General features: G+C 39.7%; 24 protein-coding genes. 12 read left to right on the forward strand and 12 right to left on the reverse strand.

The features are described 5' to 3' along the window. Positions 1-20 precede the first annotated feature (20 nt). The 7 genes from IB67_RS05640 (at position 21) to IB67_RS05670 (ending at position 5,718) form a co-directional block, all read left to right on the forward strand. Complete coding sequence (locus IB67_RS05640; RefSeq protein WP_072759719.1) at positions 21-1,064, forward strand: lysylphosphatidylglycerol synthase transmembrane domain-containing protein; 1,044 nt, start codon at positions 21-23, stop codon at positions 1,062-1,064. Beyond that, positions 1,024-1,521 carry a metallophosphoesterase gene (locus tag IB67_RS05645; RefSeq protein ID WP_339747854.1) on the forward strand — a complete coding sequence of 166 codons (498 nt, stop codon included), beginning with the start codon at positions 1,024-1,026 and terminating at the stop codon, positions 1,519-1,521. Before IB67_RS05640 ends, IB67_RS05645 begins: the two co-directional genes overlap by 41 nt. Before the next feature lie 11 nt (positions 1,522-1,532). Next, a complete protein-coding gene (locus IB67_RS05650; protein WP_245789601.1) occupies positions 1,533-2,213 on the forward strand; it encodes a ComF family protein in 681 nt (226 codons plus the stop codon). A gap of 30 nt (positions 2,214-2,243) precedes the next feature. Then, entirely contained in the window at positions 2,244-2,495 is a 252-nt protein-coding gene (locus IB67_RS05655; RefSeq protein ID WP_072759721.1) for a hypothetical protein, read from the forward strand. 120 nt (positions 2,496-2,615) lie between these two features. Next, positions 2,616-3,875 (forward strand): ABC transporter substrate-binding protein, encoded by a 1,260-nt coding sequence (locus tag IB67_RS05660; protein WP_072759723.1) that lies wholly within the window; start codon positions 2,616-2,618, stop codon positions 3,873-3,875. A 121-nt stretch (positions 3,876-3,996) separates the two neighbouring features. Beyond that, complete coding sequence (locus IB67_RS05665; RefSeq protein WP_072759725.1) at positions 3,997-4,887, forward strand: ABC transporter ATP-binding protein; 891 nt, start codon at positions 3,997-3,999, stop codon at positions 4,885-4,887. Positions 4,888-4,917: 30 nt separating this feature from the next. After that, positions 4,918-5,718 (forward strand): ABC transporter permease subunit, encoded by an 801-nt coding sequence (locus IB67_RS05670; protein ID WP_072759727.1) that lies wholly within the window; start codon positions 4,918-4,920, stop codon positions 5,716-5,718. Between the two features lie 65 nt (positions 5,719-5,783). Here the strand turns inward: IB67_RS05670 and IB67_RS05675 are convergent, their stop codons facing one another. From IB67_RS05675 to uvrC, 5 genes are all read right to left on the reverse strand, one after another. Next, positions 5,784-6,935: an ABC transporter ATP-binding protein gene (locus IB67_RS05675; RefSeq protein ID WP_072759884.1), complete on the reverse strand. Its 1,152-nt coding sequence runs from the start codon at positions 6,933-6,935 to the stop codon at positions 5,784-5,786. A gap of 29 nt (positions 6,936-6,964) precedes the next feature. Further along, a complete protein-coding gene (locus tag IB67_RS05680; RefSeq protein ID WP_072759728.1) occupies positions 6,965-7,981 on the reverse strand; it encodes an ABC transporter ATP-binding protein in 1,017 nt (338 codons plus the stop codon). A gap of 18 nt (positions 7,982-7,999) precedes the next feature. Then, on the reverse strand, positions 8,000-8,944 hold the full coding sequence (locus IB67_RS05685; protein WP_072759730.1) for an ABC transporter permease: 945 nt from the start codon (positions 8,942-8,944) through the stop codon (positions 8,000-8,002). A gap of 14 nt (positions 8,945-8,958) precedes the next feature. Next, positions 8,959-9,996 (reverse strand): ABC transporter permease, encoded by a 1,038-nt coding sequence (locus IB67_RS05690; RefSeq protein WP_072759732.1) that lies wholly within the window; start codon positions 9,994-9,996, stop codon positions 8,959-8,961. 111 nt (positions 9,997-10,107) lie between these two features. Next, positions 10,108-11,793, reverse strand: a complete 1,686-nt coding sequence (uvrC, locus tag IB67_RS05695) for an excinuclease ABC subunit UvrC (protein WP_072759734.1) — start codon at positions 11,791-11,793, stop codon at positions 10,108-10,110. A 267-nt stretch (positions 11,794-12,060) separates the two neighbouring features. Here uvrC and pyrG point away from each other — a divergent pair, with 267 nt between their 5' ends. The 5 genes from pyrG (at position 12,061) to IB67_RS05720 (ending at position 16,157) form a co-directional block, all read left to right on the forward strand. Then, complete coding sequence (gene pyrG / locus IB67_RS05700; protein WP_072759736.1) at positions 12,061-13,638, forward strand: CTP synthase; 1,578 nt, start codon at positions 12,061-12,063, stop codon at positions 13,636-13,638. Beyond that, positions 13,635-14,360: a histidinol-phosphatase HisJ family protein gene (locus tag IB67_RS05705; protein WP_245789603.1), complete on the forward strand. Its 726-nt coding sequence runs from the start codon at positions 13,635-13,637 to the stop codon at positions 14,358-14,360. Before pyrG ends, IB67_RS05705 begins: the two co-directional genes overlap by 4 nt. 36 nt (positions 14,361-14,396) lie before the next feature. Next, complete coding sequence (tsf, locus tag IB67_RS05710; protein WP_072759738.1) at positions 14,397-14,990, forward strand: translation elongation factor Ts; 594 nt, start codon at positions 14,397-14,399, stop codon at positions 14,988-14,990. Between the two features lie 229 nt (positions 14,991-15,219). Further along, positions 15,220-15,645 carry a type II secretion system protein gene (locus tag IB67_RS05715; RefSeq protein ID WP_424695242.1) on the forward strand — a complete coding sequence of 142 codons (426 nt, stop codon included), beginning with the start codon at positions 15,220-15,222 and terminating at the stop codon, positions 15,643-15,645. A 53-nt stretch (positions 15,646-15,698) separates the two neighbouring features. Further along, the gene (locus tag IB67_RS05720; RefSeq protein WP_339747544.1) at positions 15,699-16,157 is read left to right on the forward strand and encodes a type II secretion system protein; all 459 of its coding nucleotides are present in this window, start codon (positions 15,699-15,701) and stop codon (positions 16,155-16,157) included. A 6-nt stretch (positions 16,158-16,163) separates the two neighbouring features. Here IB67_RS05720 and kamE read toward each other — a convergent pair whose 3' ends face one another. The 7 genes from kamE to kdd are packed head-to-tail and all read right to left on the reverse strand — an operon-like array spanning position 16,164 to position 23,846. Further along, on the reverse strand, positions 16,164-16,961 hold the full coding sequence (gene kamE, locus IB67_RS05725; RefSeq protein ID WP_498875178.1) for a lysine 5,6-aminomutase subunit beta: 798 nt from the start codon (positions 16,959-16,961) through the stop codon (positions 16,164-16,166). Between the two features lie 36 nt (positions 16,962-16,997). Further along, complete coding sequence (gene kamD, locus IB67_RS05730; RefSeq protein WP_072759746.1) at positions 16,998-18,554, reverse strand: lysine 5,6-aminomutase subunit alpha; 1,557 nt, start codon at positions 18,552-18,554, stop codon at positions 16,998-17,000. 41 nt (positions 18,555-18,595) lie between these two features. After that, entirely contained in the window at positions 18,596-20,074 is a 1,479-nt protein-coding gene (kamC, locus tag IB67_RS05735) for a lysine 5,6-aminomutase reactivase ATPase KamC (RefSeq protein WP_498875179.1), read from the reverse strand. Positions 20,075-20,112: 38 nt separating this feature from the next. Next, positions 20,113-21,105 (reverse strand): lysine 5,6-aminomutase reactivase subunit KamB, encoded by a 993-nt coding sequence (kamB, locus tag IB67_RS05740; RefSeq protein WP_072759750.1) that lies wholly within the window; start codon positions 21,103-21,105, stop codon positions 20,113-20,115. After that, on the reverse strand, positions 21,105-21,509 hold the full coding sequence (locus tag IB67_RS05745) for a MaoC family dehydratase (RefSeq protein WP_072759752.1): 405 nt from the start codon (positions 21,507-21,509) through the stop codon (positions 21,105-21,107). Before IB67_RS05745 ends, kamB begins: the two co-directional genes overlap by 1 nt. A gap of 4 nt (positions 21,510-21,513) precedes the next feature. After that, on the reverse strand, positions 21,514-22,788 hold the full coding sequence (gene kamA, locus IB67_RS05750) for a lysine 2,3-aminomutase (protein WP_072759754.1): 1,275 nt from the start codon (positions 22,786-22,788) through the stop codon (positions 21,514-21,516). Positions 22,789-22,808: 20 nt separating this feature from the next. Further along, positions 22,809-23,846 carry an L-erythro-3,5-diaminohexanoate dehydrogenase gene (gene kdd, locus IB67_RS05755; protein ID WP_498875180.1) on the reverse strand — a complete coding sequence of 346 codons (1,038 nt, stop codon included), beginning with the start codon at positions 23,844-23,846 and terminating at the stop codon, positions 22,809-22,811. Between the last annotated feature and the right edge of the window lie 21 nt (positions 23,847-23,867).

Consider the following 23,867-nt stretch of genomic DNA (forward strand, 5'->3'; position numbering starts at 1 on the left):
ATGTGTAGGGGGAGATATGATTGAACTTAAAGAAGATATTAATTAACGTTATAATAGCTGTGATAATAGGCTTAGCTATTGTTAACATCGTTGGACTTTTCTTTGCAAAGCAAGATCCAATAACAGCTCTAAGGTCATTTCCATTGAAGGGATTTGGTATACTCATAGTCCTACTTTTTTTAGATTACTCAATACAAGCCATCAGAACAATGGTCTTTGTTAGGTTCATGGGGTATAGATTGTCTTTTTGGCGTTCTTTTGAAAACTTCTTTTTCACAATCTTCTTTTCGTTCGTAACACCTATGTCTATTGGTGGTCAGCCTTTTCAAATCTATCATTTGACAAAGAATGGAATTTCCTCACATGACGCAACTAATATATCCATAGTTAGAATGTTTGAGGGAATCATAATTGTTTCTGTTGTAGATATAATATTTCTCAAAGATGTAGTAGGAATTCTCAGAGGAACTGTCGGTCTATCTGTTATAATTGTTGGCTTCTTAGTTACTTTAGGTATCAGCATTGCCGGATTTATTGCCTTTGTTAACAAAGAATTTTTGTACAAGATTTTCAAATTCTTCTTGAAATTCACAAAATCTGAAAAGATACAAGAGAAAGAAATAAAGGCCCTTGCATGGCTTGATAATATGAGTGCATCAACGAAAACACTGCTATTAAAAAATTATTGGATTGTTTTAGTTGATGTTGCTCTTGGTATTTTAGTATCTGTATTGTCTCCACTGATGCTTAAGTTATCTATAGAATATGTGAGTCATGTAAAAGTACCTCTAACTACTATTTGGGGTGTCATCTCAATGCTTAATACTATCGTGTACTATGTACCTACTCCGGGTTCAAGCGGTGGTATAGAGGGATTCTATCAAATGGTGTTCTCACACATATATGGTGCTCGAGCATCAATGACTGGTATATTCGTGTTTAGGCTTGTAACATATTATCTCATAATATTTATAGGTCTATTCTTGATGATGCGTTTCACAAGATTTAAGGAGGAGGTTGAGAGTGTTGGGCAAGAAGGAAGAAGTATGGATGATAATAAGTGATTCGCATGATAACATACCAAACGTCAAGAAATTTATTGAAATAGCAAAGCAAAAGGGCGTAACTCATATTTTTCATCTGGGTGATATAGTTTCACCGTTTGTGGCGCCGTGTTTTTTGATTGATGAGATTGAATTCTTCGGTATCTTTGGAAACAATGATGGTGAGAAGCTGTTCTTGATGCAGAAATTCCAAAACAAACTCCACAATCAGCCGTACGAAAAAGAACTTCACGGCTTCAGAATATTTTTGATGCATGAGCCGTACGCTCTTGTTCCCGCCATAAAATCGCAACTCTATGATTTTGTCTTCTACGGTCATACACATCAGCTTGATATACGAACAGAAGGAAAGACTCTTGTCATAAATCCGGGTGAATCATGCGGATATCTGACAGGAAGGTCAACAGCAGTAATATTGCGACCGGAGCAAAAAGAATACGAAATACTGGAGCTTTGAAGCTTGAGAATATGGGTGTAATTGAACAAAAATATGAGGAAATGCTTCACAGATTAAACGAGATAGTTGAATCAGTCTTAAACATTGCAACGAACACGGAATGTATCGTCTGTGGAAAACAAAGTTTTGGAAAGAGGCTTTGCGAAGATTGTGTAAAGGTTATTGATGGCCCGCCGTCAATGACTGGAAGATTCATACAAAACATTGAAGTCAAATACTTCGGAATATACGAAGAGAAACTCAGAGACTTTATTCTCGCTTACAAATTTAGAAATCATCATTCTCTTTCCAAAGTATTCTCCAAGATGCTTTCGCAAACGATTAAGCTACATTTAATAGCCGCAGATTTCATAGTATATATTCCAGCTACTAAAACAGCTAAGAACAAACGGGGATATGACCATATGTACCTTATTGCGAAAGCACTTTCAAAAGAAATTGGAATACCTGTTTTAAAAGCGCTAACGGCTCTTCGAGAAACAGATCAACTCCAGACTACTGATAGAACCGAGGCTGTGAGAGGAAAATTTGCGTTAGTAGATAGTGCAGATCGGAAGATATCAGATAGAAACATTATCCTTATAGACGATGTTCTTACTACAGGAAGCACGATAAAAGAAGCAATAAAGATACTAAAAATTGCAAAGCCAAGAGCAATACATCCGATTGTGGTTGCAATGAATAAGAATTAAATGTACGAAATAGTGCGTGGAGGTGTTAATATGAACGGGCTGAATGAAAAATATATAAAAGAGAATACAAGCTTTGAAGAAATTGCTGAACACTTTCCCTATCTGATATCACCGTTGCTCGAAATTGGTATCAAAGTTATAGTCTGCGGTGATGTAAAATGGGGAACGCTTGGCGAAGAAATCGAACGAATGGGTTTAAATAAAGACGAGATTTTAGAAAAACTGAATAAAATTGCTATAGAGCAAGGGGGACCTGTAAAATCGCTGAAATTGGACCTGTAGGCGATTTTTTAAACTTAAAATGTCTTATTAGTTTCTTAACATAACATGATATAATAGTATGCTACGGTAGTATGGTAAGAATCTTCGATTCTTCATAATCAAACGGGAGGTGTACAGGGTATGAAGAAGTTCCTTATCGTCAGCTTGTTAGTCTTAGCGGTCACGTTCTTCGGTGCTACGAAAGTGGTCTTTTGGCATGCCATGGGTGGTGCACAGGGTGAGACACTCAACCAGATAGTTAAGGCATTCAACGAATCACACCCTGATATCGTTGTTGAAGCGGTATATATTGGTAACTACAATGCATTGCAGCAGAAACTCCTTGCTGGCGTCCAAGCAGGTCAGCTTCCAACTATTTCACAGGCATATGCAAACTGGACAGCAAAGCTCTTGCAGAGCAAGATCGTTGAACCATTGAACAAGTATATAAATGATCCAAAGATAGGTATGACCAAAGCTGAATGGGAAGACGTATTCAAAGCTTTCAGAGACAACTGTACATGGGGAACAACAGTATATGCAGTACCTTTCAACAAGAGTCTTTACATTTTCTACTATAATGCAACGGCATTTTCAGCAGCTGGCGTAAGTGCGCCAAAGTCAATAAATGAGCTTCTTTATGCATCCAAGGCATTGACAAAAGATAAGAACAAAGACGGAAAACCAGATGTATATGGCTTCGCATTCAGAACAACAGTTGACACATTCCAAATTTTCCTAATGATGCGCGGTGGCGACATTGTTAAGCTCGGTAAAGATGGCAAATATGTTTCTGCAATAGACTCACCAGAAACCAGAGAAGTTCTTACGTTCTTCAAAAAACTGCTTGACGATAAGGCTGCGTTCGCACAAGGCGGTTATTTGAACGACATATTTGGTCAAGGCACGGTGTTGTCCTACATCGACACAATAGCAGGTAGAACATACGTTGAACAATCAGCGAAGGGTAAATTCCAGTGGTCATGGGCACCAGTACCAGTTTGGAAGACAAGAAACGTTCCGTTCGCAGGTACAGATGTAATAATGTTCACAACGGCTAAGGAAGAGGAAAAAAGAGCTGCTTGGGAATTTATGAAGTACTTAATCTCTCCAGAAGTCACAGCTTACTGGGCAGTCAATACTGGTTACTTGCCAGTCAGGAAAGCAGCACTTCAAACGACAATTTGGAAGAACGCAGCCAAAGCAGACCCATTGCTTGAAATACCACTACAGCAGATTGACAATGCGAAGATGGACCCACAACTCTCAGTTTGGACAGAAATTAGAAACGTAGTCAGCACAATGTTCAATGACTTTATCAACGGTAAAGTTGATATGGAAAGTGCTATCAAGAAAGCAGATTCTGAAATTAAGAAATACCTCGCAGAAGAATACAAATAATTGTTATTATCAAGAAGTTGGAAAGCAGAGCCCCGAAATGGGGCTCTTTTTATTTGTGTTGTGATATAATCTTATTAGTAATGCTAACTTTCATTTGTGTAACATTCACGGAGGTGGTAATGTGTTATTGGAGGTACAAGATCTTACCAAATTTTACGGAAAGAAAATAGGAATTGAAAATGTCAGTTTCATAGTTAATGAGAAAGAGATAGTGGGGTTTGTAGGTCCGAACGGTGCTGGAAAATCAACAACGATTAGAACAATTATGGGATACCTAATACCAGATGCTGGAGATATAAAAGTATTTGGAGAGAAAGTTAACCAGAAAAGTCTTCCAAAATTAGTTGAAAAGATAGGGTACGTACCGGGTGAGACTAACTACTACGATGATGCTCGAGTTATAAAGATACTGGAGCTTTACAAAAGTTTTTATAAGAATTTTGATGACAATTATTGTGAACAGCTGTGTAAAATCTTTGATATACCTTTAAACAAAAAATTTGAGGAATTATCTATGGGTAATAAGAAAAAAGTTTCGATAATTCAAGCACTTGCACACAAACCCAAACTGCTTATTATGGACGAACCAACAAATGGGTTGGATCCTTTTGTGCAAAAAACATTTTACAAAATATTGCTTGAACAGAAGGAAAGTGGCGTTGGTATATTTCTGTCATCTCACGTGCTGAGCGAAGTTGAGAAGCTTTGCGATAGGGTTATATTTATAAAAGAAGGGCATATCGTAACGCCTCCAAAGTTCAAGAGGAGCATGAAGAAAATAGTTGTGAGCTTGAAAGAAGCCAATAGCATAGACAACATAAGTTCAAAGTTTGCAGAATTTGTCGAAATAAATGAGGGTATAGAGAACGGAGGGTACATAATTTATTTTGATGGAAATCCAGAAAAACTGAAGGAATTAATTTTGAACCTTGACTTTTCCGATATAAGCGTAGAAGACTTGGCTTTAGAGGATGTTTTTGAAGAACTCTATAAGCCTTCTCAAGAGAATTGACCTAACGACAAAAGAAAGGGGATGGAATAGATGCAAGTTTTCAAATGGGAATTCAGGAGAAATCTTAAATCACTTCTTATTTGGCTGATATTTATCATCGGTATTCAGTATATGTATTCTGCACTCTTTCCAAGTTTCGCTGGTGAGGGCGGGCTTTTCAGCTCTAAGATGCAACTGTTGCCCAAAGCCTTCCTAAAGCTTTTTGGTATTGACCAAATTGATTTTTCAAATATACTCCACTTCTTTGCAATGCAAGGGCAGATTTGGATTTCGCTCTTCGCAACTTTCTACGTCATGCGCTTAGCATCGTCAATGCTTTCCAAAGAAGAACACGAAAAAACTGTCGAATTCCTTTTGTCAAAGCCAATAAGCAGAAGCAGGTATGTTTTTGAAAAGCTCCTTGTAGTTACTGTTATACTTCTGATCTACGATACAATAATCTCTTTCGCACTTTTGTGGATGTTCAACACTTACAAAGTTAAACCGTTTGACACAAATCTTTTCTGGTATATTTCACTATCTTTCTGGGCTGTGCATATTTTTATGGCCCTTATTGGGAACGTGCTTTCAACGATTTTCAGAAAAAGGACACTGGCAGATGCGGGTACAATATTTGCACTCGGGTTTTTCTACATACTCGGCTTAATCGCAAGGGTGTATGAAGAATACTCTTATGTTAAAAAATTCACTCCTTTTGGTATTTTTGACCCAGCGGATATTATTAAAACCGGTGAGTTCCACTGGCTCGCGTTTTCAATAGTTGTTTTGATGTATTTTGTTGGATTTGCTTTTTGTATTGTTTATTACAACAGAAAAGATATATACGCTTAAATCAACAAATGAACTAAAAAATAACGAGCCGCCTTTTTAAAAAGGCGGCTCAATTTTTTGTATTATTACAGACTTCCTGGGAAGTGACATGCTACAAAATGCTCAGGTTTAATTTCTCTTAGCTCCGGCTTTTCCTTTGAACAAATTGGTTTTGCAACTGGGCACCTCGGGTGGAACGGACAACCGCTTGGCGGATTAACTGGACTTGGAACGTCGCCCTGGAGTATTATCCTCTGCTTTTTGAATTCCGGGTTTGGTACTGGTATTGCACTCATGAGCGCTTTTGTGTATGGGTGCAGTGGTTCATCAAATAAGTCCTTTTTGAGAGCTGTTTCTACAACTTTACCAAGGTACATGACAACGACTCTGCTTGAAATGTATTTAATCAACGACAAATCATGTGAAATGAACAAGTATGTCAAATTGTGCTCTTTTTGAAGGTCCATCATGAGGTTTATAACCTGAGACCTAATAGAGACATCAAGAGCAGCTACCGCTTCGTCTGCGATTATAAGCTTCGGATTCATCAGCAATGCTCTTGCGATACCTATTCTTTGCCTTTGACCACCGGAGAACTCGTGTGGGAATCTGTACATGTGATTCTTGTGAATGCCTACTTCTTCAAGCGCTTTACCAACTCGGTCAATAGCTTGGGATTTTGTAATCATACCGTGTGCGATAGGACCTTCAGCAAGTATGTTCTTTACTCTCATTCTTGGATTAAGAGAACTGTACGGGTCCTGAAAAACAATTTGGATATCCCTTCTAAATTGAAGGCGTTTTTCTTGCAAATCGTTTGTAAGATAGTTCACCAGAGCTTCTTCTCCGCTCTTGGTGAAGATTTCAAAATACTTCTTGTCTACATCGTCTTTTGGAACAAAACCCTCTTCTTTGAATTTGTCTATGTAATTCTTTTTGACATACTGCTTTGCTTTCCAGCTTGGAAGGAAGTAATGTGTTGTATCTTCACCATCCACAATAATCCTTCCGGATGTTGGTTCATACAACCTTAGAAGTGTCATACCAACAGTCGTCTTACCGCAACCGGATTCGCCAACGAGACCAACAGTTTCACCTTTGTACACATTAAAACTTACGCCATCGACTGCCTTTACCCAGGCTACAATTCTTTTGAAAACACCAGCCTTGATTGGAAAGTGTTTAACGAGATTATCAATTCTGAGGAGAACCTGCTTTTCAGAAGTTGTGTTGCTCATCGTTGAATTGTTTTGTGTCCTTACTTCGCTCATGCTCCTTCACCAGCCTTCAATATTTTTTGAGCTTCTTCAACTTTGCGGTAGAAGAAGCATCTTGAGAGATGTCCTGGTTCTACCTCAACAAGTGGTGGCATCTCAACGGAGCATTTATCTTCTTTGAATTCACACCTGTTGCTGAAACGGCAACCAACTGGGAAGTGAAGTGGATCAGGTACCATACCGGGTATGCTGTAAAGCCTGTCTTGTTCAATATCAAGCCTCGGTATAGCATTTAAAAGACCCCAGGTGTATGGGTGTTTTGGCTTTTTGAAAATTGTCTTTACATCAGATGTCTCCATAACCTTACCGCCGTACATAACAACGACACGGTCTGCATTCTCTGCAATGACCCCTACGTCGTGGGTAATCAATATAATTGCCATTCCGTATTCTTTTTGTAATTCCTTCATCAATTCGAGTATCTGAGCCTGAATAGTAACATCGAGAGCAGTCGTTGGCTCGTCTGCTATGAGCAATTTGGGCCTGCATGATAGAGCCATAGCTATCATTGCTCTTTGCCTCATACCACCGGATAGTTCGTGTGGGTATTCGTCGACGCGTTTCTCAGGTTCAGGAATTCCAACTTTTCTCAACATATCGATTGCCATTTGCCTTGCTGTTTTCTTATCAACATCTTGGTGGAGCAATATAGCTTCCATTATCTGTTCACCTATTGTGAAAACTGGGTTGAGTGCAACCATTGGTTCTTGGAATATCATCGCAATTTCGTTACCTCTGATCTTTCTCATTTCGTCATCGTTAAGTTCAAGCAAGTTCTTCCCATTGAAAATGATTTCGCTACCTTCTTCGATCTTTCCTTTTGGGTCAAGAAGTCTTAATATCGTCAACGATGTGACACTTTTACCACTTCCTGATTCACCAACGATACCAAGTGTCTCACCTTCGTAGACTTCGAAATCCACACCGTCGACAGCTTTAACAACGCCATCTTCTGTATAGAAATAGGTTCTCAAATTACTTACCGTTAATAGTGGTGTCTTTTCCAATTTCTTCACCTCCAGCCGTCATTTAAGTCTTGGGTCAAATACGTCTCTTAGAGCATCACCGACGAGGTTCCAAGCAAGAACGAAAAGTACCATTGCCATACCTGGATAGAAAACGGCATACCAGTAAGTGAAAGCCGACCCGCTAGTTCCGAGTATCCAGTTACGCGTAAAATTAAGCATTGAACCCCAATCTGCGTATCCGACCGGTGCGCCAAGTCCAAGGAATGACAAACCAGCAGCAGTGATAACAAGGGAACCCATACGCATTGATGCTTGTATAAGAACTGGGAAAATTGTATTTGGTAAGATATGCCTCATGATTATGAAATAGTCCTTTATTCCGAGTGCCTTTGCTGCAAGAACGAATTGTTCTTCTTTCACTTGAAGGATATTAGCTCTTATAAGCCTTGCAGCACCCATCCAACCAAATACGGTCATTGCAATCATCACCTTGTCAAGACCATTTCCAAGAATTGTGGTTAGAACCATCGCAGCAAGCAAAAAAGGAATAGACATGAAAACGTCCGTTATCCTCATGAGAATTTCGTCTAACCAACCACCGTAGTAACCGGCGATAGAACCAATTATTATACCAAAAATGGTTGAGATGATAGTCACCGTTAAACCTATAAAGAACGCAGTTCTTGTACCCCACACAACACCGTAGAATATATCCCTACCTTGAATCATACCGAATGGATGTTCCGCTGACGGTGGAACAGGTTCGGAACTCCACGTAATGATAGGCATTATGTAAGGATCATCAAGTTTCGTCGGGTTTCCATTTTCATCTAACATGAGAGGGTTCAACGGTTTAGCAATAAGAGGTGCAAAAATTGCCACTAAGATGAAGAAAGCTAATAGGACAAATCCAAGAACAGCGGAAGGGTTTCTTAAAATTTTCCGCATCACTCTCTTAAATTCTGTATTTGTTTTCGTTTTGGTAACTACATTTTCGCTCATTTTCTGGCACCTCCTCAACCAAGTCTGACTCTTGGGTCGAATACTGCGTAAAGTATGTCAATGATGAGGTTACCAAGGACAAGTATAGTTGAGTAGAACAGAGTGTTTCCAAGCACTGTTGCGTAGTCAAGTTGTACAGCAGCCTCTGCTGCAAGTCTACCTATACCTGTTCTGTTGAATATGACTTCAACGATAACCGTACCAGAGAGAAGACCGATGACCATTGCACCTGCAACTGTGACAACAGGTATCATCGCATTTCTTTTTGCGTGTTTGTGAATTACATCATGTTCGGCAACACCTTTTGCTCTTGCCGTTCTAACATATTCCTTAGAAAGAACTTCAAGCATACTTGATCTTGTTATTCTAAGCAAGTATGCCCACCAGAGGAATGAGAGCGTCATTACAGGACCTATGATATGTCGCAATGCATCCCAGAAAATGTCAAGTCTTCCGTTTATCAAAGCATCAATTGTCAAAAGATGAGTGACTTTTAGGTATTCAGGCGATTTGACAACTTCTTCTGCCCATTGTGACAGATTTCCTGGCGGGAACCAGCCAAGGACAGAGTAGAATACCATTAATATGAGCAATCCGAAGACAAAATCTGGGAATGACCATCCAACGATAGCAAATATTCTTATAAAGTGGTCTAAAAACTTGTCACGATTTACTGCAGCCGCTACACCGAGCCATATACCTACACCAACTACTGGTAACAAAGCGTAGAGTGCAAGTTCAAGCGTATACGGGAACCTACTCCAAATAGCTTTTAGAACTGGCTCTTTACCGACTTGAGACCAACCCAAATCTCCTTTTAATGCATTCCAGAGCCACTTTCCATATCGTTGAACAAACGGATCGTTAAGCCCATACTTTTCTTTTAACGCATCGAGTTCGCTTGGTGTTAACTTGTCGAAAACGTTGGGGTTCACGTACGAAGCGAGAAGTTTATCTGGTCCGAGAATCTGAAAGAGACTGAAGATGATCAGTGAGACACCAACCACTATCAGTGGTAACAAAAGTAACCTCCTGATGATAAACGTGGTCAACTAAACCCACCTCCTATAAGAATTTTAAAAAATTGAGATTGTAGGGTGTTTTACTTTTACTTCATAAATTATAACACCAATGCCGTGATTATCAACTTACTTAACATTAGTTTAAACATCTCTGAGACCAGATAGTTCACTTAGCAAACTTTCTGCAGCCTTTTTTCCTATTAATTGCTCGATTTCTGCCCTTGACGCATTTCTCAATTCATCAACCGAAGTGTAACGTTCAAGTAATAAGCGTTTGCGTTTTGGACCTATCAATTTTATATCATCTAAAACGCTTCTTAGCGATTTCTTAGATGATAACTCGCGAGTAAACTTATTGGCTACGCGGTGCGTTTCGTCCCGTAACTTTACTAAAAGTCTTAGTACTGGATGATTGTAGTCTAACCTTACCATGCCATGTTTTGTAACTATTATCTCTTCCTCTTTTGCTAAACCTATAACATCACAGTCCTTGTTGATTTCTTTCAAAGCATTATATGCAGAATTTACTTGCCCAATTCCACCATCGACAAACAATAAATCCGGCAACTCATGTTTAACATATCGTCGTTTTACGACCATCTCTATGCTTTTGAAGTCATCAAGCACATCGCCTAATTTGTATCTCCTATATTCATCTTTCTTCACTTCTCCGTTTTCGAATACTACAAGCGATGCGACAGTGTTCTTACCTGCCAAATGTGAGATATCAATGCCTTCTATTCTCTTCGGGAATCTGCTTAAACCAAGAAGTTCTTTCATCTGTTTTAAAATAGATCTATTAGAGAGTATGAGACCAACTTCGTAGTTCAAGTTGTCAACAGCTTTATTCAATATTTGCAATTGTTCATCATTACTTGGAATAATGAATCTTACATTCAAAATCTTTTCAAGCTCTGCTATACTCTTTGTCCTATGCTCTACTAATATCATTTCAGGTATATCTGAATTCTTTGTCAGATAGAACTGTTCGATAAAATCTTCTAAAGAACCGTCAAATTCGTAGACCAGTTTTGCTATCAGATAACCTGAACGGATTTTCAGAACCAAATATGTACCGTGTTTTCCTGCAACTGCATCAAGGTTAATATTTTCGCTTAAGACAACCCCTTGCATTTCCATAACTTTGTTGAAGTTGAGCAGTATATCGCGGTATTTTGCTGCATTTTCAAAATCCAGTAGCTTTGCATGCTGCTCCATCTTAGATTTCACGTAATCTACGACATTTAAGAACTGACCTTTCAAGACTCTCATCAGTTCCGAAATTCTTTGGTTGTATTCCTCTTTGCTCTCCTCACCTATGCATACACCTGAACACAATCCAAGATGATAATCCATGCATGGTTTCTTAACGAGCCTCAAATCTCTCTTACATGTTCTAAACTTGTAGACCTTTCTAAGCACTTCAAACAACTGTCTCGTAAAAGATACGTTAGTAAAGGGACCAAAGAATAGCCCAAAACCCTTCCGTGCACGGACAATTTCGAGGTACGGAATTTCGTCTTCAGAAACTCTAATGTACGGATACACCTGCGTATCTTTCAGCATCGCATTGTATTTTGGTTTGTGTTCATAAATCATATTGGCTTCAAGGATAAGAGCTTCCTTTTCGTTTTCCAGTATCATTATCTCTAAATCGTCCGCTTCCTCGACTATGAGTTTACTCTTCCCTTCCTTGGCTTTAAAATGAGACGTTAACCTCTTCTTGAGGTCTTTAGCTTTGCCTATATATATGTACTCTTTATCTTTCTTGAAAAAATATACACCTGGTTTGTGTGGTATATTTTCTATTCTTTCAATATTCAACACTTAAATACCACCTCTGTTAAATTCTGAATATTTCCAAAGTTAATTATATATCATTGTGCGAAAACATCTACTGTTAAGATGATAAATCTACAGAAGAAAAGCCTTCTTACTTAAACAAAACAAAAAGTTAACGAAACTTAATAAGTTTTTCCTTGAAGATTGACAAATATCCGTGTAAACTTGTCATAAGTGTTAAGTGGTGTTGCACAATAATTCGCAAGCTGTGTGATTCATGTACAATTAATTGGAAACTTGGGGGTGCAGTATATGCCCGAGAAGTATATAGTTGTGACTGGCGGAGTGCTCAGCGGAATAGGTAAAGGAATATTCTCTGCTTCTTTGGCAAGAACACTAAAAGAAGCAGGGGTGGACATTAATGTTTTAAAAATAGACCCGTATTTAAATGTCGATGCAGGAACAATGAATCCAAATCAACATGGCGAGGTCTTTGTAACAGATGACGGTTACGAGGCAGATCTTGATTTGGGGCATTACGAAAGATTCCTCGGAGTTAGCATGACAAGAAAAAACAACATAACGGCAGGGCAGATATACTCTGCAATTATCCAAAGAGAACGCGAAGGAAAGTATTTAGGTTCAACTGTTCAAGTTGTTCCTCACGTTACATCTGAAATTAAAGAGCGAATTACTTCCATGCCTGGTAAGGTTCTGTCTATAGAGATTGGTGGTACGGTTGGAGACATAGAGGGTGAAGTATTTCTTGAAGCTGTCCGCGAACTCGCATTTGAAAAGAATAGAAATGATTTTCTCTTTATTCACGTAACGTACGTACCGTATTTGAGAGTAACGAATGAATTCAAGACTAAACCAACACAACAGTCAGTTCAGTTGCTAAGAAAAATTGGTATACAGCCTGACATAATAGTTGTACGAAGTGAAATGCCTATCGATTCGCAAAGTCTTTACAAGATAGCTTTGTTCAGCGGTGTTTCAAGGGAAATGGTTATAAACCTTCCGGACATAGGAAATGTGTATCAAATTCCTGAAACGCTTTACGAAGCTGGTGTGCATAAGCTTGTAGCAAATAGATTGAACTTACAACTTGAGGATAAACCACTCAACTGGACGTATCCGAAATCTTTCAAACCTTACAGAATTGCACTCGTTGGTAAATATCTTGGAACAGATGATGCGTACAAGAGCATAATTGAATCGATATTTTTAGCTGGGGTGCAAAAACCGGTTGTAATAGACGCACAAGAACTTGAAGAGCTTGACGATGAAGGTGTTGCTCAAAAACTCTCTTCATTTGACGCACTGATTATTCCCGGCGGTTTTGGAAGAAGAGGAATAGAAGGGAAAATAAAGGCTATAAAATACGCAAGGGAAAATAGAAAACCAATACTCGGAATATGCCTTGGTATGCAACTTATGGTTATAGAATTCGCAAGAAACGTTTTTAACTTAAAAGATGCGAATTCAACAGAGTTCTATGAAGATACACCACATCCAGTTGTTAATATGATGGAAGAGCAGAAAAAGATAATGAACCTCGGTGGCACGATGAGGCTTGGAGCTCAAAGAATGGAGGTTCTGAAGGGAACGAAATTGTACTCTATATATGGCGAAGATGCGGTTCATGAAAGGCACAGGCATAGATACGAAGCGGATACTGACAACTATGGTTTTATGTACAAACTCCCCGGAGAAGAAGGTTACAAACTTACAATTTCAGGCAGAGCTGAGTTCTTAGAAGCCGTTGAGTTGGACAATCATCCATTCTTTGTAGGTGTACAGTACCACCCAGAGTTCAAGTCGAAAGTAGGCGCTCCACATCCAATATTCTTGAGTTTAATAAAAGCAATTGAGGAGGTTAACAGGTGAGAGTACGAGAACTTTTGGCGGACTACCACATACACAGCAACTATTCACCGGACTCAGAATCGGAAATTCTTGATATCATCAACGCTGCAAGGGAGAAGAAAATAAAGCATATAATAATAACTGACCACTATGAACTTGCTGATGAACATGCAAACACTATTGATATCGATACATACAGAAAAGAAATGGAAAGATATTCACTACCAGTAGGGGTTGAACTCGGTTGGGATGGAGTTAAAGAATTGAACGTAGATACGAAGAAATTTGACTATGTTCTCCTGTCGCACCACTACGTAGAAGAACCTATAAATCAAGAATCGTATAGGAACTATCTTTTGCGTTTGTATGATATAATGAAAAGATTTGATGGATACCATGCTTTGGCACACCTCGACTTTCCGAGAAGGTATCAGAATCAGAATGAGCCCTTCTCAAAGGAACTTTTTGATATAATAACAGACATTTTAAAGCTCTTGATAAGTCAAGGAAAGTCCTTAGAAATTAACACAGCCAGCATTGAATTATACGGAGAACCAAATCCATCGTTCGAGATTTTAAGGCTTTATAAATCCCTTGGCGGAAGGAATATAACCATAGGGTCAGACGCACATAGTTTAAACCAAATAGGAAGAGGCGTTGAAAGAGGTATTGAAATACTTAAAGAATTGGGTTACAATTATATCTTAGTGCTGGACACAGAATGGCGGGAGGCGAAAATTTAAAGAGTTTTCAAATAAAATAACAGGGAGGTATGGAACATGGAAATTAGCGCACAAATGGTTAAAGAACTACGCGAAAGAACCGGTGCAGGTATGATGGATTGTAAGAACGCACTTACGGAAGCGAATGGAGATGTCGAAAAAGCTATTGAAATTCTCAGGAAGAAAGGTCTCGCAAAAGCAGCAAAAAAAGCCGGAAGAGAAACGAACGAGGGACTTATCATTTCCTACGTCCACCACAACGGAAAACTCGGCGTTCTTGTAGAACTTAACTGTGAAACAGACTTCGTTGCAAGAACAGATGAATTCAAAGAACTTGGAACAAAGATAGCTATGCACATTGCAGCGATGGCTCCAAGATGGGTTAAGAGAGAAGATGTACCAGCTGATGTTATTGAAAAGGAAAAAGAAATATACAGAGACCAGCTTAAAGATTCCGGAAAGCCAACACAAGTCATTGAAAAGATAATCGAAGGAAAACTCGAAAGCTTCTATCAGGACTACTGTCTGCTCGAACAAAAATATGCCCTTGACCAGACAATAACAATTAAGGACATGATTCAGCAAGCAATCGCAAAGATTGGAGAGAATATCCAAGTTTCAAGATTTGTCAGAATGCAGATCGGTGAGTAATACTGAAGAATTTAAAATCATAACAGTTTAAAAGAATACCGCAGTAAGTTTTTCACTTACTGCGGTTTTTTTGTTTGTATGTATTTCGTTCACTTTTGAATTTTTGCATTTCATACTTAATTTTGTGCTTTTCATTCTAAGATTTCTACGTTTTATCCTCACAATGGTTTAAATTATTGCTATGGTGTTATAATACAAATGTAAATCTTGAAAAAGGGAGGTCGGTAGTATGAGAAAAGGTTTTACGTTGGTTGAACTCTTGATAGTCTTGGCGGTTATCGCAGCGCTCATGGCAGTTGCAACACCACTTGCATTGAACGCAGTGAAAAACGCAAAGGCAAGCCAGGTTGCGCAGAACTTCAGGAACATTAAAACAGCGGTTGAGAACTACTGGAATACAGAAAAACCAACAGCAGCGGCGTCGATTACGGGGATTTCGATTGGTACACTTGTTAGTAGCAAATATCTAAGCGCAACACCGACGAATTTCTCAGTTGCGGTTACAACAGGAACAGGTGGAGTTTACAACTGTACGATAACATACTCAGGTAAAGATGTTGACGCAGACAAAGTAAGAAGCAATGGAATGGGAGAAGTTCAGGGAAATACAGGTGCCGACTTAACACTTACATTCAACTTGCAAAAATGGTGGTAATTTATCTGGATTAACAACCAATCCCCCGGAAACGGGGGATTGGCTTTTAAAGGATGAGGTATATGCTGACGAAGCCGTTTGTGTCTCTAAAATTCCGTCTTGGCTTCACCATAGTTGAATTGCTTATAGCAATCATGATCATTTCTCTTTTAATGACGGTAGCGTTAACTTTAATCCCTTCAACGAAGATTTACGAGAACACACGAACTAGTAAAATTGCACAGCAGTTCAAAAATCTTGAGAAGGCTGTTCAGAACTACGTTAATTTTGAGAAGCCCGATTCGTTAACTTCACTTTCTATATATTTGCTGGAAGAGAAAGAATATATTTCTGCTGTTCCCAAAACGTTTTTCGTTTCTGGAACAAATTTTGTTAATGGCGTCAGTTCTGTTTTTATCGACTATGCTGGAAACGACGTACCTATTGAGAAACTTAGAGAATATGGCCTAAGTGAAGCAACAACTGTTGGGAACAATATACGAGTTGAGTTAAGAATCCACAAATCTTGGTGATCTTCTTTATTCTTTTTTCCCACCAAATCTTCTTACCCATTCTTGTGCGATGAAAGCCCCAACATCCTCTGCAAATGTTCCTGGTCCAAACCCTGCGTCAAATCCGAGCTCTTTTGCAAGCTCGTGTGTTATCCTTGGTCCACCGACAACAACGATGACATCTTTCCTTATACCTTCCGCTTCGAGCAACTCTATAAGGTTTGTTAAATTTTTTATGTGGACATTCTTTTGTGTCACTGTCTGTGATACAAGAAGTGCATCTGCTTTAACTTCTATCGCTTTTGAAACGAACTCTTCGTTGGGTACCTGGCTTCCCATGTTGTAAACTTCGAACATCTTGTACCTTTCAAGCCCGTAATGTCCAGCAAAACCTTTCATGTTGAGTATTGCATCAAGACCAACAGTGTGAGCATCTGTCCCCGTTGTTGCACCAACGATGACAAGCTTTCGCCCGATATTATTTTCTATGAACTCGTCTATTTCTTCCATGGTCATTCTGTGAACTTCTACTTTCGGGACTTTTATCGCCATGTAGTCAACTGTATGGACGCATTCGCCATATCCGACAAAGAATGTAAAGCCTTCTGTGAGCTGGTGGTGGTAGACTATCATTGGATTATCAAGTCCCATTTTTTTCATCAGAATCTTCGCCGCTTCAACAGCTTCATCTCCATCTGGAACTGGAAGTGTAAAGCTCACTTGCACTTTTCCGTCGTTCATTGTATCTCCATACGGTTTTATTGCTTGTAAATTCAACGTCTTATCGTATTCCTTTTTCTCAAGCGAGTACAGTCCTCCGCTCATTTTATCGCACCTCCAAATCGGTCGTTATCTATTATTTTATTTCCCTCTATTAAGCATCTTCTCAACAAACGGGTTGTAGTAATACTGTCCTTTTTCGAAAACACCGTCGAGTCCTTTTCCACCTTTCATCGGTCTCTTTGTGTTCGCAAACACGCCTTTTTCAAGCGATTTGAAGAGCCCGTCTTCACGCATTTTCTCAAGTAGCTCGATAGCTTGGTCGAGAACTTCCTGCGCTCGTTTCTGAATTATCCCACCGGGTTTGAATATCACTTCGTCACCTAAGTTTTTCATGTTGTTGAATATGTATTTCGCAGTGTCAATTGCTATATACCTGTCTGACAGGAATGGTGTGTGTATGGCTTCTGTCATCATTCCAAGAAGCTGGATTCCTTGTTTGGTCCAGATACCGATGACGTTGAACATAGCATCTTGGACAAGGCCTCTAAATATGTTTCCTGTCATGAATCGTGTCGGCGGCATGTATTTAAGCGGTGCTTTGGGGAAGAGCTCTCTCGATAACTGTGCCTGAGCAAGTTCGTAGAGAAAACCATTTTCAAGCGATGGATCCATTTCGAAAGCATGTCCAAGTCCCATCTGCTCTTCTGGTATGCCTGCAAGCAATGCGAGTTGTTCGTTTATGAGTTGTGAGGATATAACCGTGTATCCTTGTTCGTATGCATCAGCCGTCGTGAGATAATTGTCTTCTCCAGTATTTATGATTATACCCGCATATCCGAGAATTATCCTTGAGAAGTATTGGTCAACCATCGTCCTTATCATGTTGATGTCCCTGAATAGTATCCCGTACAGTGCATCGTTGAGCATGACATCGAGCCTTTCAAGCGCGCCAAGTGCCGCAATTTCTGGCATGCACAGTCCTGAACTGTAGTTGGTCTGCCTGATGTATCTTTTTACTTCTCTTCCTACTTCATCCAATGCTCTTCTCATAATTTTGAAGTTTTCTTGTGTGGCAAACGTACCACCAAAACCTTCAGTTGTTGCTCCGTAAGGTACGTAGTCGAGTAAGCTCTGAGCAGTTGACCTGATGACTGCTATTATATCCGCACCTTGCCTTGCAGCTGCTTGTGCTTGTACAACGTCTTCGTATATGTTTCCAGTTGCGACGATAACGTATACATATGGTTGTGCTGGGTCGCCGAGTTCTTTAAGCATCTTTTCGCGCTCCGCTTTTTTCTCGTCGATTATTTTAATGGCTTTATCAGCAAGTCCATCGACGACACCGCGTATATCGTTAATGTCGTGCACTGGAAGTTTTGATAAATCAAGCTTTTCTGATGCAACAGCCTCTGCAATTTGTTGAGGTGTCATTCCAGTTTCAAGTATCGCATTCCCTATGTACAGTGCTGCACCATTTTGCAACACGCCTTTTTCTTTGAGGTGATCAACAACAACATTCGGTAAAGGTATTCCCTCGTCATTTATGCCATCAATACCAAAAAAGCGGCATATCGTCCTCTCAACACTCACTGTTGAGTACTTCTGGACAAAGTTCGTAACATCAACAGCGATATCTTTTGCAAGCTCACGTGCTCGCTCAACCTTCTTCGGGTCTATACCGAGTTTGCTTTCCATAACGTATCCCCTCCAATCTTTTGCTAATTTTTCCAGTCTATTTATTTTTTTCTTAAGTTATTTTTCGCTTCATATACTAAATCTTCGCTAATATTCAAAATCTCCATCACTCTCAATGCTTCCTTTGGAACGGATGTGCCATTGTCCGGAATTAAAGAGTAATCCATCAAATCTTGAATATCTTTCAGCAACAAGTTCGTATTCTGAACAGGCTTTAGTCCTTTTACTCTGTACCGCCTTTCACATTTTATATCATCAAAATGCGTGACTATCAACGTCCAACAATTTGTGCTGTCAAAGGCTTTTACTATAGCATTCACTATTGCTGAGCCTTCGTATGGATTCGTTGTTCGGGCAGGTTCGTCTATGAGAATTAAAGCTTTCCGTTTCTCCTTAGCGATTTTGTAAGCTTCATCTATCATGAGAATTTCTGAAGCGAATGAAGATAGCCCGCTCAACGGCTTTTGTGTATCTTCGGTTACCAGAGCTATTGCACTTACAACGGGTAGCACCGAGTTTTTCGCAGGGACGAAAAACCCGAGCAGAGCCATGTACTCTATCAACGCTACCGTTCTTAAAACTACGCTCTTGCCTGACATGTTTGCACCGACAATCAAGGTTACGCCTTCTTCTATGGTTACATCAACAGGTTGATAATTTTTTCCTTTTTTTTCAAGCTCATTTCTCAACTGCGGGTTGAACATTCCGGTGATTTTTATCTTATCACAATTATCATAGCCGCTCAGGTTCGGCTTTGAAAGGTTCAAATCGTTTGCAAGGCGTGCTTTTGCAAGTATCACATCGAGATACTGTACTTTATCTATTGCTTCGCTTAAAGCTTTTGAATAGGTTTTCAGACTCATGCTGATTTTCTCTAATACTTCAGCTTCAAGTTCGTGCTCTCTCTGAGTTAGCTCGAGCATTTGAGGATTGTCGGATGAATCCGCAAATTTATTAAGCTCTTCTTTCAGAATTGTTCTCTTCTTCTGTCTAATTTCTTTAAGCCTTTCGTCGTAAGCATCGTATATATAAAACGTTGGAATCCGCAACCCCTCTGGGTCGAGTATATCTAACGGTTTTGAGAGATCAGGAATATGGAAACGTTGTTCAATTGACAAGATTTGTGGTATGCTCTGCGATGCGTTAGAAAAGAGCGCTTCTATTTTCCGTCTCAGGTTTTCGGAGACAATTAGAAAGTTTTTCAGTTCAAAGAGTTCTATTTCGTCCAATACATTGCCGTCTGATAATCTTTTGAGCGTATGCGAGATGTCTATAACGCATTCAAGGTCATGCTCAATCTCTTCTATATACTTAGAAAAAACTGGACTTTTCAATATGCTCAATAACACCTCCGTGTCCTCAAGATGTTGATCAATCTTGTCAGCACTCAATGGTTGGAGGTGTTTAAAATAAATATGCCCCATGGGTGTTTTAGGAGCAATTTGCTCTTTTATGTATGCAGAACCCGTGAGTCTTTCGAAATCTTCTCTTTTTGAAGGTATAAGCATGATGGTAGACATTTTTCATTTCCACCTTTTTTCAAATTGATATTATCGTATTATTCCACTTTCCTGACATCAATTATTGGAATATCGATATATTTTTTAAGTTCGGTGATTATTTCTTCGGAGTTGAGCATGTAACCTGTTGGCGAAAATGGATTTACTGTGATTCCGATGATGTTTGCTTTCTTGAAGACTCTAATCCTCGGTTTGTATTTCGTGTACGTTTCATGTGATACGAATATCTTTGTGAAATCCTGAATGATTATCTCTTTATCGTGCAGTACCTTGAGTACATTGTCGGTAAGAGCACCTGGGATATAGATTCTGTCTATGTTTTTTATATCCATTTCCCTTAATTTGCTCAAGTGAAGCGCAGACTGAACCTTTGCATCTTTCCATTCGCCACCGCTATAAACCATTATATTCTCTGCTTTTGAGAGCATTTGATATTCGCTATCCTCTATTTCAGGCAACATACATAAAGAATACACATATCTTGTATGTCGAATAATTTCTGACTTGTTGAGTGAATATGCAGCACCGGTAGCTAAGATAATACCCTCTGCGATAAACGGTGAAGCTTGGCTGAAACGAGAGAGCGCACCGTCGATAATCACAATGTCTGCATATGCACTAAGAAGCCGAGTAATTCTCTTCATCCAGTCAGTTGATGGAGGACCTGATAGGATAACTCTTCCCGGTTCGAGTGCCCGCGCGATTATCAATCGTCCTGTTGATGTATGTTCTTTTGAAACGTGAAGAATTTCCGAGAGGATTCTCTTTCGTTTGAAGAATACGTCAGTTGTTGTATATACGAAATCCAAATCAACATGCACGGATGGTTTAAGAGTACCGTAGACCAAATCTTTCTCTTCACCATCCGTGCCTATAGATGTTAATGCTACCTTTCTTAAATGCTTAATTTTACTAACTATGTAATTCAACGTCTCTGTTTTTCCGGTGTTCTTTTCTATACCGATTATCGCAATTACCTTATTTTTGACAATTTTGTCAACAAGAGTGCTTACACCATCAAGCAAATTCATCAAACTTTGACCAGCGCCTCACCTTCGATTGCATATTCGCCGTTTTCTTTTACAACAAGAGTGTCCATCAAAACGCGTCTCTTATCTTTATCTATCTCCTTCACGACGAGCTTTACGGTGACTTCTTCACCAACGTATACTGGGCGCTTAAATTTGGCATTCTGCATTAGATATATCGTGCCTGCACCTGGGAATTCAGTTCCAAGCACAGATGATATGATTCCGAGTGAAAGAATTCCATGAGCTATCCTTCCGCCGAATATCGTGTTCTTTGCGAAGTCTTCATCCAGATGTACAGGGTTCTTGTCACCTGTTGCCTCTGCGAAGAGCTTTACCATCTCGTCTGTGACTATCTTCTTTACTTCATACACTTGTCCAACGTAGAGTTTTTCAATGTCAACCATATTCTCATTCCCTTCTCATCTTTTTCTCTTTCCACTCTTTGATTCTATCGTGCCTTTCAAGATGAGCTGGTTCTATGCTGATTTTCTTGTCAGTAAATAGGCTTGCAACACCAGAGAATTTGTACTTTTCCCTGTATTCGGAATCATCAACATCGCTTGTTATGTCTTCAGGTTCATGATAAGCAACAATTACGCCTTCGTAGTTTCTAAGAATGACTGTGTGGTCAGACATAGATATTACGTAGTTCGGCATTACCCTTATTTTTCCACCGCCGGCTGGTGCATCAACAACAAACCATGGAACAGCAAATCCAGATGTGTGTCCAATGAGAGCTTCCATTATTTCAAGCCCTTTCTTAACAGAAGTTCTGAAATGGCTCAAGCCCATGGAAAGGTCGCATTGGTAAATGTAGTAAGGTCTCACACGTATTTTCACAAGCTGGTGCATGAGTTCCATCATTATGTAAGGGCTATCGTTAATACCTCTGAGTAGAACTGATTGATTACCGAGAGGTATACCCGCATCTGCGAGCATTTCACACGCTCTCGTTGATTCTGGAGTAACTTCCTTAGGATGATTGAAGTGCGTGTTTATCCATATTGGATGATATTTCTTGAGCATATTAGTCAACTCTGGTGTAATCATCTGAGGCAAAACAACAGGTGTCCTTGTACCGATTCGGATTACTTCAACATGCTTTATCTTCCTCAATTCTTTGAGTATATACTCGAGCATTTCAACACCAACAAGTAGTCCGTCTCCGCCAGATATAAGGACATCTCTTACTTGCGGTGTTTCCCTTACGTATTCAATCATCGCATCAATTTCTTGCTTTGTTCTTGACCTGTCGTGTTGACCTGCGAATCTTCTTCTTGTACAGTGCCTACAGTACATTGAACACATGTCGGTAACGAGCATGAGTACCCTGTCTGGATATCTGTGCGTTAGTCCAGGCACAGGTGAATCTTCATCTTCATGAAGCGGGTCCATCATGTCCCATTGGGACGTGAAAAGTTCTTTGACAGTTGGAACAGCCTGCCTTCTTATTGGACATTTTGGATCATTTGGATCCATCAAGCTTGCATAGTACGGTGTGATAGCCATTCTAAGCGTCTTTAAGGCGTTCCTAACGCCTTCCTCTTCTTCTGGTGTTAGGTTTATAACCTGCTTAAGCGTGTCAACATCCATTATTCGGTTTCTTATCTGCCACTTCCAGTCGTTCCATTCTTCTTCTGTCACGTTTTTCCAAAGTGGAATGTCTTTAAAGTATCTTGCCATACTTCAGCCTCCTCAACCGCTCAAATATACAGTTTCTCAAACAATTCTCTAATCTCTTTAGATTCTCTCAATATGTTCAGGGCTACTTCCGCATGTCCCTTCGTGTATCCGTTTCCAATAATCATCGTCACGTCTTTGCCAACACCCTCAGCACCGAGTGCGGCCCTTGTAAATGAAGTTGCCATGCTGAAGAAGTAGACTGTCCCCTCGTCTTTTGTAATTAAAATCGAGGACATTTCTGTGGCTGGAACGTTTACGTTGTTTATCACCACATCGCAGTAACTTCCACCTGTCACTTCCATCACTTTTTGGTACACTTCAACTGGTTTTGTCGCATCGGCAATTATAACGTGATGAGCTAATTTTAGTTCTTCTATGCGCTTAGCATTTTCAGGTGAATATTCTACGACTATTACTTTTCCATCTTTCCCAACCGCTTTCATTGCCTCGTAAGCGCAGAGAACTCCAGATTTTCCACCGCCACCGATGATACATACCGTCATTCCAGGCTTTACAAGTTTCTGCGTCTGCGCAGGGGCACCTGCGACATCAAGGACAGCCAATGCGAGCTTTTCTGGTATATCATTGGGTAGTTTTGCGTATATTCCACTCTCAAAGAGTATCGCTTTACCTTCTATGTCAACCTGATCAGTTTCAACGTTAACTTTCAAGATTTTGTCAATTTTCAGAGGTGTAAGTGATAGCGAGACAAGTGTTGCTATCTTGTCTCCAACTTTGAGGTCCGTTGGAAAATCTGGTCCGATTTCTTCGATAACGCCTATAAGCATTCCTCCAGAACCTGTTACTGGGTTCTGCAGTTTTCCTCTATCAGCTACGATCTTTAATATTGTATCCTTTATGCATTCAACGTTCCCATGGCAAGATTCTTCGATTTGTGTGAAACTTGCGGAATCTACATTCAAGGTTTTCACATCGATGAGCATTTCATTAGTATAAATTTCCATGGTGTTATCGATTTTCGTAGCGGCTTGTGGCAATGTTCCTTTTGGTTCTATAACCCTGTGTGTTCCAAACGGGCATCCCTTTATGCTTTTCATGTCTTTACCTCCTCATTTGGC

This window comes from Fervidobacterium riparium, assembly GCF_025370035.1.
Classification (GTDB): domain Bacteria; phylum Thermotogota; class Thermotogae; order Thermotogales; family Fervidobacteriaceae; genus Fervidobacterium; species Fervidobacterium gondwanense.